This is a genomic window from Rhizobium aouanii (assembly GCF_037002925.1).
Lineage (GTDB): Bacteria > Pseudomonadota > Alphaproteobacteria > Rhizobiales > Rhizobiaceae > Rhizobium > Rhizobium aouanii.
This window is the reverse complement of record NZ_JBAMYD010000009.1, coordinates 254,269-269,655: the sequence shown is the minus strand read 5'-3', so window position 1 is coordinate 269,655 and position 15,387 is coordinate 254,269. Positions and strand designations below refer to the sequence as shown.

Below are 15,387 nucleotides of genomic sequence, written 5' to 3'. Positions count from 1 at the left end.
TGTTTTCACCCTTCCAGCGTCATGATCTTCAAGGATTCGATCCCGCGATCATCGACAATCTTAACGGCGACGCGGCGGTTGTCGCCGGCGGCGAAGGGCAGCGAGACGGTTTTGTGGAACTGGCCTAAAAGATCGGTTTCCAATTCAACACGAATTGTGGCCTTCAGGCGATTCCAACCACCCTTGTCGTCGGCCATGGGGAAAAAGACCTGGTGAGGCATCAGAGAGCGGTTGTCATAGTCGGTGTCGAGCGACCACATTGCGATCTGATTCTTACCACCGGAGACGAGATCGCCCTCCTTCGGATCGAAATAGTCGAAGCCATTGACCTCGACCTCGAAGAGACCGTCGTTTCGTTTGCGCAACTCGATGTCGGGCTGGCCCATCAGCCAGAAGGACTGGTTGGAAGACCTCGCCTTTTTCAAGTCCTCCGTCAAAAGGTCGGTGTTCATCTGGGCCTTCAGGAGCGTCACGCCTGGCCAGTTGATCTCGTCGATGTCCTTGGCGGCTTCCGGATCGAAGGTGAAGGCGCAAAAGACAATGAACTTTGGAGCCGGCCGGAGGGTTTCTGCTTCCGACAAAACAAGTTCGACCTGGCGCTGTTCCAGCGCTGCATGTTCCGGGCCGAAGCTTACGATGACACGTTCGCCGGTGTCGGCTAGCGAGCCACTGGCATGGACATATTTCAAGCCGGGCAGGGTTTCGAATTCGGCGAAACGGAGCATTGCCCCGCCCTTTGCCCTCACTCCGGTATGTAGAAGTTCATCTCGCCAGAGAGACTGACGGGAGGTTTCACCAGAACGGGCGATGCTTTCATCCGCCTCCTTTGGTGAAAACGTCTCGTCCAGCGACAAGACCGTGGGAGCGGGAACGGCTTCTACCGAAAAAGGACCACAAATGCGAAGCTTGGACGGGTCGACCCTTGGCTTATCATAAAGAGTTTCTTGCTCGGCGTTATCGGCGATCGACTGATCCATGCGACGCTGCATAGCCTGGCGGGCGGCATGAAAACTGATAAAGGCGGTGCGAGCGGATTCAGGCCAGTTTTGGTCGGGTGCGGGCCAATCGAAGGGCACTTCCCACTCTGACAGAGTGTCGCCCGTGGTGAAATCCACCTGCTTATCCCTGCGCACGCCGTGATTGGGCTTGAACGGCTTTGGGGGCATGGATAACAGCGCGGCGTTCAGGCTCTCCAGTGCCGCAACAATTTTCGGGTGCGCGTCATCATAGATGGTATCGATGTCTGGGTTGTTGGCAATCTTTCCCAGCATAACGCGGGGTGTCGTCTCATACTCGAAGCCACCCCTCAGCCCCTCATGGGGATAACGCAGAGCGTAGTATTCGAAGCTCGCCGTCATCAGTCGCTGCTTGGCCAATGAAATCGCCACGCGGGAGGTATCGCAGGTGATCCACCGCCGTCCCCTCTTCTCCGCGACAAATGCTGTGGTGCCGGAGCCGCAGGTGGGATCGAGTACAAGATCACCCGGATCAGTAGTCATAAGTAGGCAGCGCTCAATGATCTTGTTGCTTGTCTGAACTACGTAAACTTTAGGGTCTGCGCGGTCCTGAACAGCACCCGCAATATCGAACCAGTTGTCGGTAATGGGAACCTGATCAAAGTCTGAGAAGAAGCGAACGTATCTCAGCTTCCCTCGCGGTGTGATCAGGAACCTATTGGCCCGTGTAAGGCGCCGCATTCCGTGCGGAACCGGTGCCTTCCAGTGATTTCCGGCGCCGGGATGAAATTTCATTCCGCACCACTCCCACTCTACGGTCGCGGCACCTTCACCTTGAGAACTGGGATCTCCATCGGTGAAGACGCTGGTACCGTCAGGAATACTTTGCGGCTTAAGGCGTTGTTCTTTCGGCAAGGGTCCGCGACGGCCGTCTGAGAACTGGGCCTGGTCGTATTCGCCCCGAACTGCTTCGTCCACATCCTTAGCCAGGTATAGTCGGTTGAACTTCACTTTCTCTTTGTTCTTTGAAAACCAAAGAATGTAGTCGCCAGTTCGACTTAGGCCGGAGGAGGCGAATCCGCCCGTTGTCGAGTAGCTGATGAGCGACATGCTGTTACTCGACCCAAAAATCTCCGCCAAGAGTTGCCGAACATGGTGCAAGTTCTCGTCCGAAATCTGCACAAAAACTGATCCGCTCTCATGTAGCAGTTCCTTTGCCAGCACCAACCGATCACGCAGATAGGTGAGGTAGGAGTGGATGCCGAGTTCCCAAGTATCGCGGAACGCCTTGATCATTTCCGGTTCCTGGGTCAGGTCTCCGTCAGACCTGTCCTTGACGTCGCGCTTATTCGTGAAAGGCTGAAAATTCGAGCCGTATTTGATGCCGTAGGGCGGGTCGATATAGATCATCTGAACCTTGCCAGCCATGCTCTCCTTGGTCAAAAGAGAGTTCATGACCAGCAGGCTGTCGCCGGCGATCAGGCGGTTCGACCAGCCCTTTTCGTGGTGATAGAAATCCAGTGCCTGGCGCAACGGTAGGTTTTCGAATGGGGCGGCGAAGAGGTCGGGCTGGCGCCATTGGCTTGCTGCATTCTTGCCCTTCAGGCGTTTTGCGACATTGGCCAGAATGGTTGCCGGATCGATCCTCTCGTGGACGTGCAACGAGACCGTATCCACCTCAAAGGAGGTGCGTTCAGCCTTGCCGGTCCAGTTCAGATAGGGAGCCTGCATGCGCTTGAGTTCTTCCAGCGCCTGTTTCATGCGGTCGGGGTCACCGCTTTCCAGCGCATCGTCGATCAGATTTTCGATGCCGGCGCGGGCGCTATCGAAATTGAGGACCGGATCCAAATGCGGGTCATAGGCCCATGGGGTCTTCGCGCCATCCGGGTCGGTGCCGGCATGGACCATGCCGACTTCAGGATTGTTGACGCGGGTATCGCCATGGCGATAGCTCAAGATCTCAGCCGGTTCACTTGATCGACGCTGGCTTGCGGAGCGCGTGGTCCTGGCGCGCCTTGCGCCTTGCTCCTGCGGCTCGTCCTCCTCCTGCATTTCCAGGGTTAGGTCGGCTATGTCAGCCCGGTAGATCGAGCCGCCGCGGCCCTTGCCACTGGCCAGCAGACCTTCGTCGACCAGCGCGTCGCGTGCCGAGGCATAATCTTCCTCGGTAAGATCAGGGAGGTGATCGCGCAGCCTCGCAAGGATCGCCGCATTTCCAATGGAGGAGCCGTCTTCAGGGGTAAGGGACAGGATCAGATCGGCGAGGCTCTCGGACATGCAGCTCTACTTCCATCGTTGCAAACGAATCTCATCAGACAAAGCCATAACGCGAGGATAGCGGCTTTGCACGTTTCAATCTTAAAACGGCAGATCGCGGCAGGTTGACCTGTCGTTCTGCTAAGTCTCTGTCGCAGATGATTTCGGCCCTGTTGACAAAGTGGACTCCCAAATTAGCAAAGGCGTGGTTGAAGATCGTGTTTTAGGAGGCGGTTCTGGATGGAGGCGCCTGACGGACGTGATTCGGCACTGAGTTTGACTCCTTTCGGCGCGGACGAGTCGATATTCTACACTCAGCGTCGGTCGTTATGACCGTCGCAGTTGCATGTTATTTGAAATTCTCAAGCAAGATGCCAAACAGCGAAAAAGCTGCATTCAACCATTCAACCGCAAACACAAAGCAAGCATCACACTGACGTGGAAACCACCAACGAGTTGGCGATTGACCCCGCAGACCTCTAAGGACTTGCGAAAATCATGCTGCGATGGGCGGCTCTAGGCCGCGTGCTCTGTGCAACGACCGCTACCATCAGGCGAATGTAGATTGCTTGCTCGACCAAAATAAGTATCGTGCATGCGACGCGAGCAATCAGTGGATTCCGCGAGATGACATGGAAATCCAAATGCTGGCCTCGCCTTCTCATCCCCCAACAGGACAGTTCAAGCTCTTATTCTCTTCCCAGACCGCAGCCGATGTCCGATCGATCGATGACAATACTATTCTAATCGTCCCGTCCGGAGACCGCTTCGACGATTTCCGCTTCAAGACCAGGGTGGCTGTTTTCGTTCGCCGGGACTCCGATCATTTGAGAGCCGAATTCGCAACCATGATCGGCTTTTTTCAAAGCTCCGACGACGAGGCGAATGGCGCCGACCTCATCAAAAAGGTGGCAGAGGACAAAGAATTCCTCTCCGAAGACGAATTTCCCAAATTCTTTACGCTCATGCCTGACCTCGACGCCTATCGCGGCCTTGTTGCAGATGCGCAGGTCACCGGTGCTCGCGAGATACTGATGAAAATCTGCGATCTGGTCGCTCTGAGCGAATTTTCAGCGCAATCTCAGACATTGCGCGACGCACCGAAAACGGCTGTCTTCCAGTTTTCTTTGACGCGGACCGCCGAAGCCTTTTTTGCTTACAAGAACGCAGGACCGATCCTGCGGGGGTTGGGCCATGAAGAAATCGGAAGAATGTCGCCAACTATTGCCGTCTCGTTCAAGCTGCCCGCATTTGAAAACGAGCATCAACTCAGATTCAACTTCGAGCATGGCGGGCTCTTGCCGAAGCGCATGGCGATCGTGATCGGCAAAAACGGGGTTGGAAAAAGCCAAGCGTTAGGCACCATCGCAAAACGAGCGCTGAAAGGCGGGGGACTGATCGATCCCCTGACGAAAGAGCGGGCTCAATTTAATCGGATGCTCGCATTCGCGCCGACGCAGGAGGCGCTCGCCGTCTTTCCTAGCCCGCCCAGACGCCGACAATATGTCCGTTATACACGCTATGCCCTCGCAAGATCCTCCTCTAATCGGCGGGTTGGGGGGCTGATCGATGCGATCGTCAGCGTCGCCCGATCGAACAAGGCGATAAAGGATGGGTCTCGCTGGCAAATCTTTCTCAAGGCGATCGAAGCGCTCGGCGACGCCAGGTCCATTTCCATATGGACCCGCGATGCCGGGGTCATTCCATTGCGCTCACTGAACCAGGGAGGTGAGCAGGAGAGACTACAGAGGTTTGCTTCACTCAACACCAGGCGTGATCCCGTGCGTTTCGTCGACGGCAACGCGCTCCGCCTGAGTAGCGGCGAGATATCTTTTTTAAAGTTCGCGGCTTACGTGAGCTTGGAAATCGACAACAGCTCTCTTCTTCTTTTCGACGAACCCGAAACCCATTTACACCCGAATTTCATATCGCGTTTCGTCTCGATACTAGATAGTCTGCTGGCCCAGACCGGTTCCGCGGCGATCATTGCCACGCACTCGGCCTATTTCCTTCGTGAAGTATTCAGAGAGCAAATCTCGATCCTGAGGGCCGATGACGACAGACGGATAGAAGTTCAGCGACCGCGTCTTGCGACCTTCGGAGCAGACATCGGGGAAATTTCGTATTTTGTATTCGGAGAAGATGAGCCTTCATACCTCGCAAAAGAGGTGGAGAAAAACATCCGGTCATCGGGACTGACCTGGGATGAGATCCACGAGAGGTACAGTAACGAGCTGTCGCTGGAATTCTTGAACGAACTACGGGCAAAGATTTCCAACTGATGCGCAGGCTTCCTTATCCCAACTTCGATGACATCGCAGGCGTTGATGCCCTCGTCGACAACACCAAGCTCGGTAGCTACCCGGGCCTCCAGGCATTTCGTCAGGCTTTGAAGAATGGCTACGCGCAATATCACGCCGCCGCTGGCAACGCTCAGGCAGTCCCTCACGTCCCAATCCCGGCTCCATTAGACGAGTGGTTGCGTAAACATTACAAGAAACTGCCCACCAGCCATCTTCCGATCGATAGCATTCGTGTGGAAAATCTTGCGTTGCCATGCTCGATGTGCGGTTCCTCGCATGCCTCTACGCTAGATCACGTGCTCCCGAAAGAAGACCACCCGGCATTTGCGGTCTTTTCCAAAAACCTGGTGCCTGCATGCGATTGCAATACCAAACGTGGCCGGAACTATCGAGGCAATGCCGCCGGCGCTCGAATCCTGCATCCATATTACGATGCGTGCATGGACGAACGGCTTTATGCGGCGAAGTTCTCCGGCATGGGTAAGACCGCTCTGGTCGAGCTTCAAATACTGGTTGCCGATACCCATCCTGATCGGGCGGCGATCGAATTCCATCTGAACAATGTGATCAAGCGAACGGGGGTGTTGAATTGGCTGGGAACGCAATGGGTGAAGTTCATCCGCGCGCCACGGAAGATCGTGGGTAGTCTGAACTTCATTCCCGCGAACGACCAAGAGTTGATTGCAGCTATCCGCGATCATCAAGATTCGCGAGACTATGCTCAGGGCTCGCCGAACAACTGGGAGTCGATGTTCGCGCAAGGCTTGCTGGACCCCGCGGTGATAGCCTGGCTTTATCCGAGACTGGCTATTGCGGGCCGCGGGATCAATGACCCGGTCATCGCCGGGGTCACATAGTTGATGTCGGAGCCCGCGCGCAACGACCCTCATACCTTGCCTTTTCACCGTAGAACTGCAGAAGGCGCTACTCAATGCTGATCAAACAAACGGACTATCATAGAATCTACCGGGTTATTAACAGCCTCGTCGTCAACGAGGGCGGCAATCAAGCGTTCGCGTGTATGTATTTCAGCACCTTCGGCGCGTTTATCCTCGAGCACCACTATAAAGTCAAAGCGTCACCTAAGGGCGGCCTCGCCGCCTACAATCTCGATGGCGCGATGCTCCTTTTCGCCGACCATCGTGACGACGGGTATGTCAGCGGCGCCGGCGAAAACTTTCATTGTTGGGTTGAGGCCGAAGGCTGGGCCATCGACTTCATGGCACCGGCATTTTCGGAAACCGCCGGTGCGCTGGGCGTGCCTTCAAAAATGTTCCAGCGGCCCATCTCGGCAATGGCGCCTTCGATCAACGATCTCAACGCCTCGGGCGCCTTCTTCTATCAATCAGAGCCGGAAGCAACGTCCCGCCGGTTTGCAGAGTGGGATAAATTTGCGATGATCGGCGACCTCGCCAGCATTGCGGCGAACTGGTTCCGACGATCTCCAAAGCAGATGCTACCTTCGATTTCCGTGGCTGACCAAAACGGCAACCTCAAATTAGTAAAGTTGGCCGGGAACCCGCTTATTGGCTCCTGGTGATAGGCCGTGCTCCAATTAAAGCTCGCTTGGAAGTCTTAAAAAGCGGTGTTTCTTCCGCCTCATTTTCCAGCAGGGCCTAGGCGAAACAAGGCGCCGACAATCGGCATGTGAATCCAGAGCTCCGAGCAACGTCGGCCAGTGATTGTCTCCACTGCACCTGCATAGGCGGCTAGCTGCGGCGCATGACCAACAGCCCGTTCTTCCCATAGTTCGAAGCGGCCAGGAAAGCTCTTGTGATCGATGACCGCAAAATCCGTCTCGGTTTCGACTAACATGTCGATGCGACCCTTGAGGACCTGATCGGCTGCCGGAGCGATGACTGGCACCTCCGCGGTTCCGCTCCCCTTCGGCCATCGACTACGGCGCCAATTGTTCAGTCTCTCGCTGGCGATCAGCGCATCATCCGCTTCAAAGCCAGTGACGTTCCAACGCGTCAGGATAGACGACGCGTCGTCCAGCCGCTGGTCTCGGTCCCGGTTCGGATCATCATAGCCGATGATGGAATGGAGCGCTTCGCCCAAGGCTGCAATATCGGCGATCCCGTCAATCGGGAGCCTCCCGCCGAGGTCAACCCTTTCGACGACCTTCCAGCTTCCACCTTCCGCCTCGCTTGGTTTCAGGAACAACGGCAGGCGGACCGCCGCTTCGGTCGTTCGCGCCCGAACGAAAGTGTGTAGTCTATCACGTTCCGTCGCCACCCCACTCGCTGCAAAGGCCCGCATATCGACCGTAAAATTCTGGTTTCCGACACCGAGTTGGTTCTCGTCTGCCTGGGGAGGCACGAGATGCGCAGCCGCGTCAGGCGCATTGAGAAGGTTCAGCCAGTTGAGAGTTCCTTTCGCCGGCGGAGCAAAGATCAGATAATCGCGGGCTCGCGTGGCGCCGACATAAAGAAGCCTTGTGTCCTCCTCGACAGCCCGCTGCAATGCGCGCTGGCCTATCTCGGAGTCGGCGACCTGCACGTCAATCGCGCTGCCTTTTCCGCTTTGGCCATAAGGCCACGGCCAGAAGCGGATCCACCGTTCCGACAGAGGGTTGCGCCAATCGAGTTCGCCAGTCGTCTCGGCAACCGGCTCGAACAGCCGCGCCTTCGATTCCCAGGAAAGGCCGGTCAGGACGGTCATTGGCCATTCGAGGCCCTTCGATCCGTGATAGGTCATAACCTGAATCGCGTCACTGGCAAGGCTTGGAGGCCGCTTCGGCTCCGCGCCGTCGAGGGCAAGTAGAAGTCCCTGCAAAGTCGCCGGCGAGCCGGATGCGGCGCACTCCTCCTCGTAGGCACGCGAAAACCCGCGCAGGGCCTCAAGGTCGTCGAAGCGCATCGCGGTATCGCCCCAGCTCTCGATATGGTCCATAAGAGCCGGCAGAGCGAGGACGGCATCTACCAGTTCAGCTGGCGTGAAATTGAGCAATTGACCGGCGAGCCGTTCGAGCGCGTCCGATATCGGAACCTCGGCCCGCAGGGCAGCGTCGGCTTTGTCAGAGCTAGCAGCGCGCAGCCATGCGTCGGAGTTAGCGTCATCGGCAAAGAAACGGACGAGCTCAGCGAGCGCGAGACGATCCGTCGCGTCCGCTACGCGGCGACATGAGGCGAGCACGAACTCGACATGGGGCGTGCGCGCCAGCCCGGACCGTTCGACGGCGACCGGAAGACCGGCGCGGCTGAGGGCTGCGGCAAAGCGCCCGACATCCGTATTAGAGCGGCAAAGAATAGCGACGTCACCCGGGGTGATCGGTCTATGATCATTCTTGTTGTCTTCGACCAACCAGCTGTCGGCATCGGCGAGGCGCTGCCGGATGCCCTCCGCAAGGGCCTGGGCTTGCTCGTCGACTCTGCCAATCAGCCACCACCAGCCGGCCGACGGTCTATCGAAGCCTGCATCCGACCGCGCCGCATCGGAGAATGCATGTTGCGCCGCAGGTAGTCCCATCCGTTCGAAGACCGGTGTGAACATCGCATTGAAGAGATCGACCAGGCTTCTCCGGCTTCGCCATGACTTGGACAAGACCGGATTGTCCTCGGGCCCGCCGCCAGCACCCAGAAACGCGGCCTGGGTCAGCTCGGTGTCGGCGCCGCGAAAGCCGTAAATGGCCTGCTTCGGATCACCGACCCAGGTGCTGTCTTCGACCAGCTCGCCGAGGAGCGTGAAAACGGCAAGCTGGAGGGGGCTCGAGTCCTGGAATTCGTCGACGAAGACACGGCTGACGCGCTCCTTGAGCCTTGCGGCCAAGTCCGGCGTCTTCAGGATTTCCAGCGCAAGGGCTTCCTGATCGGTGAAATCGAGCAACCCACGCTCGGCCTTCCAATCTTGATAGGCTGTTAACGCCTCGGCTGCGCAATCAAACGTCTCGGTGATAAACTGCTCGCATTCGGATCGGAGCCGAGGATGTTCGCTATGCCGTCCCGCTGCAGCGATCAGGCGAGTCAGCGCCTGATTGTAAGGCTGCCCGTCCTTAGTGGGCGCGCATTTCACCTTGGTCAAACGCGACCAAGTCGACCAGCCCAACATTTCGCCGCGCAAAATACGTTCATGCGCCGCTCTGATCGTCTCGACCGAATCCGCTCCCGTGCTGCTGACGACTGCGGGCCTCATGTCGACGGCGTCGTTCAACGCACTGGCCAATGCGGCATCCAGATCCGCGCCGTCTGCTGCCGGAGGCGGAAAGCATGCCAGAAAGGTCTCAATTGATTGCTGTGCCGACGAGGCCAATTGGCCTGCCTCAATTCCGTTTGCCCGCGCGAGGGTCGCGATACTGCGCACCGTCCGGCGCCAGTCAGGTGGTTCTCCCGTGCCCGGCGCACGTGGATCATTGTAGCCGAAGTGGTCGGCGAGCTCGTTCAGGATTTCGGCACGTGCGGCGATTGCCGCATCCGCGGCCACGCTGAACACCAACGACATGTTGGATTCACCGATTACATTGGTCGACGGCGAGCGCCCCAGGTCGATGGCAAATTCGTTGACGATCTGGCTGCAGACCGCGTTGACAGTGCCGAAGCGGGCACCCAGCAACTGGGCAGCGGCGTCCGCTTTGCCTTGCTGGAACAGTTTGGCGCGGGCGCGTTCGACAAGTTCATCTGCCGCCTTGATCGTGAAGGTCGTGGCCAGGATCTGTTCGGGCATGCGCACCAGGACTTCGTCAGCGATGTCGTTGACGATCCTGGTCGTCTTTCCAGCGCCGGCGGCAGCCGTAATGGTCGTCAGTCGCGACATCAAACAAGCTCCTGGTAGACGCGACATAGGCCGCGCAAATTGCAGAACCGGCAGGGTTCTTTCACTGCTTCAATGGCAAGTCCAACGGGTCGCAGATCACCTGTATCGGGGAAACCGGCTGCAATCAGAGTCCCATTCGTGGCAAGATCGTGCCAGAGACGCCAATCGTTTGTCACATGGCCAAGCGTGGCGAGGTCATCAATATCCGCTTCGATAGGGTTGCCGGTCAGAATGGAACCCGGACCGGCGACGATGCGCCGCTGGCGCAGCAGAAAATAGCCTCCAGGAGCACCTGTCCCGTCGTCGGCCGAGAGCCCGCGATAGACGGCCAGCTGGATGGCACGCCCGGACGCGACTTGCTCCCTATATCGTCGTTCGGAGCGGGTCCATTTGAGGTCGAGAACTGCGATCCGGTCATCGCGACGAACCAGAAGGTCGAGCCTGCCCTGAAGAAGCAGCTGCCCCTGGACCGCTTCCCGATCGAGTTCCGAACCAACGATCTCCAGGTCTTGAGCATGGAGCAGGCGTACAAGCGCCTCCAATGCGCGCGGCACCATTTCGCGCGCAGCGGCGAGCTCACCGGCATGTTCGGGCTGGAGGAGCGGCGCGGCGATCTCGGGCAACAGGCTCTCAAAATGTTCGACTGCGGCCGTCCGGATACTGGCCTCGGCCGGCGGCGTTCCCGGGAGCAGCAGCCGACGGGCGATTTCGTGGGCGAGATTTCCGAAGAGCTGGTCGGTGCCGGGAATTTGCGCGAAACGTCCCGGTCGGAGATTGAGAATGTCCTGCGCGAACCAGCTCAATTGACAATTCAGCATCCGTGTCAAGGAGGTCGCGCTCTCACGACGCATATCCGCTAGTCGCGTCGTACCCGACGGTATGGTCCAGACCGGAATCCTTGCTGGTGGCAACACTTGCCGTTCGGAAAGCTGCCGGGCGAGTATTCTGTCGGCCAGCACGGCATTTGGTTCACGCAGCAGCCGTTCGGCCTTGAAGCTGATCGCCGACCCGCTTTCCTTCACAAGAGGCCGCAAACGGTGAGCCATGGGATGAAGGGTCGTCTGCTCATCGCGCGCAAGCGCTGGACGCACGAGTATAACGCTTTCATGGGCACGCCGGATGACACCGCTATGGCCGGCCTCTATGCGACGGGCGATCACGGGCGACGCATCGATCTCCACCCCTTTCGCAATGAGGGCTTCGCGCTCTGCATTGTCCCACGGTGTGGCGGCAATCTTCTCACCCGGACCGACGAAGTTCCACCAAATGACGCGCTGGGCCGAGGACCATAGTGCTCCTGGCGCCTTGATTCCACGAACAGCGCCGGCTTCCGCGATATGATCCGGATTGGGAACGCCTTCCGACAAGACCTGCACGACAACGCGCTCGAGAAGCAGGGCGGGGATCACCGAAAGCTCTAGACGGCCCAAGGCGTCGGACAGGGTAGCTGCCGCATTCGAGACCGCCCTCAGCAAACGGTCGCCCTCGCCACCGCCCGTGCGAATCGCCCAGGCGGCCACTCGCCCGCAAATTGCCATAGCCTCCGCCAGCGGGATCCCCTCGCCTCTCTCAAAGCGTCCGACCTCCGTCCAAGCGCGCCAGTCCGCGAGCGTCGTGTCTGTTTTTCGGCGCGCCGTATCCGGGTCGGATTGGGTGTTGATTTCGAGCAGCCGGTTCTCGATTTGCGCCCACGCATCCTGCCAGATGCGACCACCAACGCCCGGCTCTTCGCTGAGCGCGCGTGCAAGCCGCCGCGCTACCCAAGCCGCAACGGGCGGCCGCGGAAGGAGGAAGAGGTTCAGAAGCACGCGGGGATCGAAGGGGCGCCACGCGGCGGCAAAAACCAAAGGAATGACCTGCAATGCTCCGCGCCAAGGAGATGACTCGGACAGCCCAAGGGCTGGAACGCCCCTTGCCCGCAAGGCATGGTCGAGGAGCGCGGTATCGCCGTCCGAAGCGAGAATGACCGTCCCCTGGAGGTCCTCCGGTGGCCCGGCCGCCAACCAGTCCGCGACAGTTTCGGCCGCCATGAGTTCCGTATCGGCTTCAACCATAGTGAAAGTACCATCGCCGGCAAGCGGTTGGATCGGCTCGCCCGACAAAACCCTCTGCACAATGCGCAGATCAGAACCGTCTATCGCCAGCTCGGCCTGCTCGTGGTCGAAGATCGTGACCCCGACGGCCTCGAGAGCCTCAACCATGCGTGCCCATAACGGCGACAAAAGATCGCGCCGGTCCACCAAACCGATTTGGCAGATTCTTAGGCCAGGGCGGGTCGTCAAGACATCAAGCAGAGCGATGGCGCGGTCTTCCAGGCCTGCCGGCAATGCCGGATCGATCGCCTCTACCGCAGCCAAATCGTCGACGCGGGGGCTGCCGATCGCGGTGCCACTCCAGCCGCCGCCCACCAGCGTGTCGCGCCACTCGAGGATCGCGGCGGCCGTAGACCAGGGATCTTTCGAAAATGACGAGGTCCAGAAACGGTTCCCTTTGCACGCGCGAAGCTTGGCGAGATAGGTCGCAATGCGCAGAGCTTTTGGAACGTTGGGGGCAAGCATCCCAAGCTGGGTTTCAAGCGTCTGAACCAGTCCAAGGGGACCGACAATGTCTTTATCTAGCGATCCGGCCGCATCATGCGCATCCGGGTATACTCGACCATCCGCTGCTAAGCCGAAAATGAGTTGCATTTGCCGATTCCCGATTCTCCTACTACAGATTGCACGAACTCGGCTTAGCATGCGAGATCTGCCCTACCTGAAACACAGATATTATTCAGCTCTTATTATTAGAAACTGACGTCGATTGATTCGAATGCCCTGGAGAAGCCCATGCCAGCATTCGAGAGGACGTGATCGAGAATGGAAAGGGAAGATCGGGCGCGAATCTTGGCTGTTCAGCGCGTATACGGCGTAGCCTATGGCTCGATCGGCACGGATCCGGATCCTCATGAAAGCGAGGTGGTTCGAGACGCCTTCCGGCAGCGCGACACACCACTCCACCTCGACAACGCAAATACCAACGGACATTCTTTCGATTGAGCCATCTCGGAAACCGGACGATTGGATCCTTCATCTGTTATGACCTCGATGCTTCGAGAAGAAGCAATTTAGCGATGCACCCGAGTCATAAAAGCGATCGGCTCAATTCCGATTTTTGCGCTCAATGATTCTCCGTTTCGACTGAGCTCGCGCTGCTGTAATATTGTTCTGAATCGCCTCAAGGTTATGCAGACAGATCTGAGCGCGTGCCGGGGGAAGATCTGTAAGATCCAGATTCATTCGCATGATGAAGTAATATGCCATCGATAAGCGCACTTCGATTGTCCGCCGACCATCGGTCATCGCGTAGTCGCGCTGGATGGCGAGTGCCTGTTCGTCCGTTAGTCCGGGATGCGGACGAAGATCAAGCGTCACTGTGGTGTTCCACTCCAGGTCGTCTTCGGGATCGAAGTCTGCCGCCATACCTGGTTTAATTTGATCGATGCGCGTCAGAACGAAGTCGCGAAAATCGTCGCGATCACATGCCCATGCACGAACGTGCCATCTGTAGCCGTCGAATGCCAGAGCGTGAGGCGCGATCTCCCTGATCCTCGAATTAGTCAAAGATTGATATCGAACTTCAATGGACTGTTTCGTCCGAATAGCCGCAAGGATCGTACGCAAGCAGTCTGGGTCCACATGTCGCACGATATCTGGAGCCATATCGATTGGCGGCAGGTCTCGGAACCATACCTCGCGCCTTGGAAGCGCACCCGTCAGCAACGCACGCAGCTGTAACAGCAGCCTATCAGCGGAAACCTTCAGGAATGATGGTTTGATCCCACTCGTTGGTTTGAACCTCTTGTCGGCCGCGTCATAGGCAATGTTGTCACCAGCCAATTCCCGGTAGCGACGTAAGTCGATGGACGCCTGTGGCGTGGAAATTTGAAACATTTCTTCCAGGTCACTTCGGTTGAGTGCCCCTTCCCAGAACAGCTTCCACTCGATGAACTCGAAGCGTTGATTTTGCGTCCAAGGGAGTTTCTCATCAACCATGCATATAATTCCTTGACGGGTCTATTTTTTATACCCATATAGTTCCTATCGGGATGATTCAGGAATCTAGTATCTTGGCGTGGAAGTCAAGGACACGCCGTTTTTGGAGATGGGCATGAGCCGTGAGCATGTAGGGCATCGAGAGATATTGAGCTTTGCAGAGGAACGCGTGAACCTCCCTCAAGACAAAGCGCAAGAATATCGTGCACAGGCACGACGGCTGCGGGAAAAGCTGGAGTCGTATATCGACGAGCATCCCGACTTCACCCTTCGCAAAATGATGCTCTCGGGCAGCCTGGCAAAGGGAACAGCGCTACGCTCGCTCAACGACATTGACGTGGCCTGCTACATCAGCGGGGCTGATGCACCCCATTCTGTGAGCGCCCTGCTCACCTATCTGGCCGAGCGACTACGCAAGGCCTTTCCGAACTTCGCAGCTGATCAGGTGACCCCCCAGACCTACTCAGTAACGGTCTCGTTCCGCGGATCCGGGTTGGACGTCGATGTCGTGCCAATCCTCTACGATGGTGATCCGCAATGGAATGGAAACCTAGTCAGCCAAGATGATGGATCATTCCTCAAGACCAGTATTCCCCTTCACCTGGAATTCGCGGGCAAACGAAAGAAGGCGCAAGAAAAGCATTTTGCCCAGGTCGTCAGACTCGTAAAATTCTGGGCGCGCCGCCAAAAACAAGAGCGCGATGGTTTCCGCTTCAAATCGTTCATGATCGAGCTGATCATGGCCAAGCTTTGCGATGATGGTCTTGATTTCTCCGACTATCCCGAAGCGCTGCAGCACTTCTTCACCTATATCGCGACGAGCGGCCTCAAAGATCGGATCGCCTTCTCTGACTACTATCCGCTCTCCACCATCGGCTCATTCACCGAACCCATGCGGATCATCGACCCGGTGAACGCTTCGAACAATGTCTCGCGCCTCTACACAAGTGCGAACATTGACGACATCGTCGATGCCGCGCTCGATGCTGGCGACGCGATCGACGCCGCATTGGCAGCCCCCAACAGGCAACTGACCGTCGGCTACTGGCAGAAGGTCTTCGGTTCAACGTTCCAAGTCTGAGGGCG

Annotated in this window: 8 protein-coding genes; 4 read left to right on the top strand and 4 right to left on the bottom strand. The window is 57.7% G+C overall.

Going from position 1 to position 15,387, the window contains the following annotated elements; translation table 11 throughout:
* Positions 1–5: 5 nt before the first annotated feature.
* Positions 6–3,233: a site-specific DNA-methyltransferase gene (locus tag V8P77_RS18000; RefSeq protein ID WP_335913646.1), complete on the bottom strand. Its 3,228-nt coding sequence runs from the start codon at positions 3,231–3,233 to the stop codon at positions 6–8.
* Positions 3,234–3,844: 611 nt separating this feature from the next.
* On the opposite strand from V8P77_RS18000, the gene V8P77_RS17995 reads away from it, so the two are divergent.
* The 3 genes from V8P77_RS17995 to V8P77_RS17985 all read left to right on the top strand — a co-directional run bounded on the left by V8P77_RS17995 (position 3,845) and on the right by V8P77_RS17985 (position 7,055).
* A complete protein-coding gene (locus V8P77_RS17995; protein WP_335913645.1) occupies positions 3,845–5,494 on the top strand; it encodes an AAA family ATPase in 1,650 nt (549 codons plus the stop codon).
* Positions 5,494–6,372: a hypothetical protein gene (locus V8P77_RS17990; protein ID WP_335913644.1), complete on the top strand. Its 879-nt coding sequence runs from the start codon at positions 5,494–5,496 to the stop codon at positions 6,370–6,372. The genes V8P77_RS17995 and V8P77_RS17990 overlap by 1 nt, the downstream gene beginning before the upstream one ends.
* A gap of 74 nt (positions 6,373–6,446) precedes the next feature.
* Positions 6,447–7,055, top strand: coding sequence for a DUF2026 family protein (locus V8P77_RS17985; RefSeq protein WP_335913643.1), 609 nt, complete (start codon positions 6,447–6,449; stop codon positions 7,053–7,055).
* A 59-nt stretch (positions 7,056–7,114) separates the two neighbouring features.
* Here the strand turns inward: V8P77_RS17985 and V8P77_RS17980 are convergent, their stop codons facing one another.
* The 3 genes from V8P77_RS17980 to V8P77_RS17970 form a co-directional block, all read right to left on the bottom strand.
* A complete protein-coding gene (locus V8P77_RS17980; RefSeq protein WP_335913642.1) occupies positions 7,115–10,267 on the bottom strand; it encodes a UvrD-helicase domain-containing protein in 3,153 nt (1,050 codons plus the stop codon).
* A complete protein-coding gene (locus V8P77_RS17975) occupies positions 10,267–12,954 on the bottom strand; it encodes a PD-(D/E)XK nuclease family protein (RefSeq protein WP_335913641.1) in 2,688 nt (895 codons plus the stop codon). The genes V8P77_RS17980 and V8P77_RS17975 overlap by 1 nt, the downstream gene beginning before the upstream one ends.
* A 453-nt stretch (positions 12,955–13,407) precedes the next feature.
* Positions 13,408–14,301 (bottom strand): WYL domain-containing protein, encoded by an 894-nt coding sequence (locus V8P77_RS17970; protein WP_335913640.1) that lies wholly within the window; start codon positions 14,299–14,301, stop codon positions 13,408–13,410.
* Between the two features lie 79 nt (positions 14,302–14,380).
* Here V8P77_RS17970 and V8P77_RS17965 point away from each other — a divergent pair, with 79 nt between their 5' ends.
* Positions 14,381–15,382, top strand: coding sequence for a CBASS oligonucleotide cyclase (locus V8P77_RS17965; protein WP_335913639.1), 1,002 nt, complete (start codon positions 14,381–14,383; stop codon positions 15,380–15,382).
* Positions 15,383–15,387: the final 5 nt, after the last annotated feature.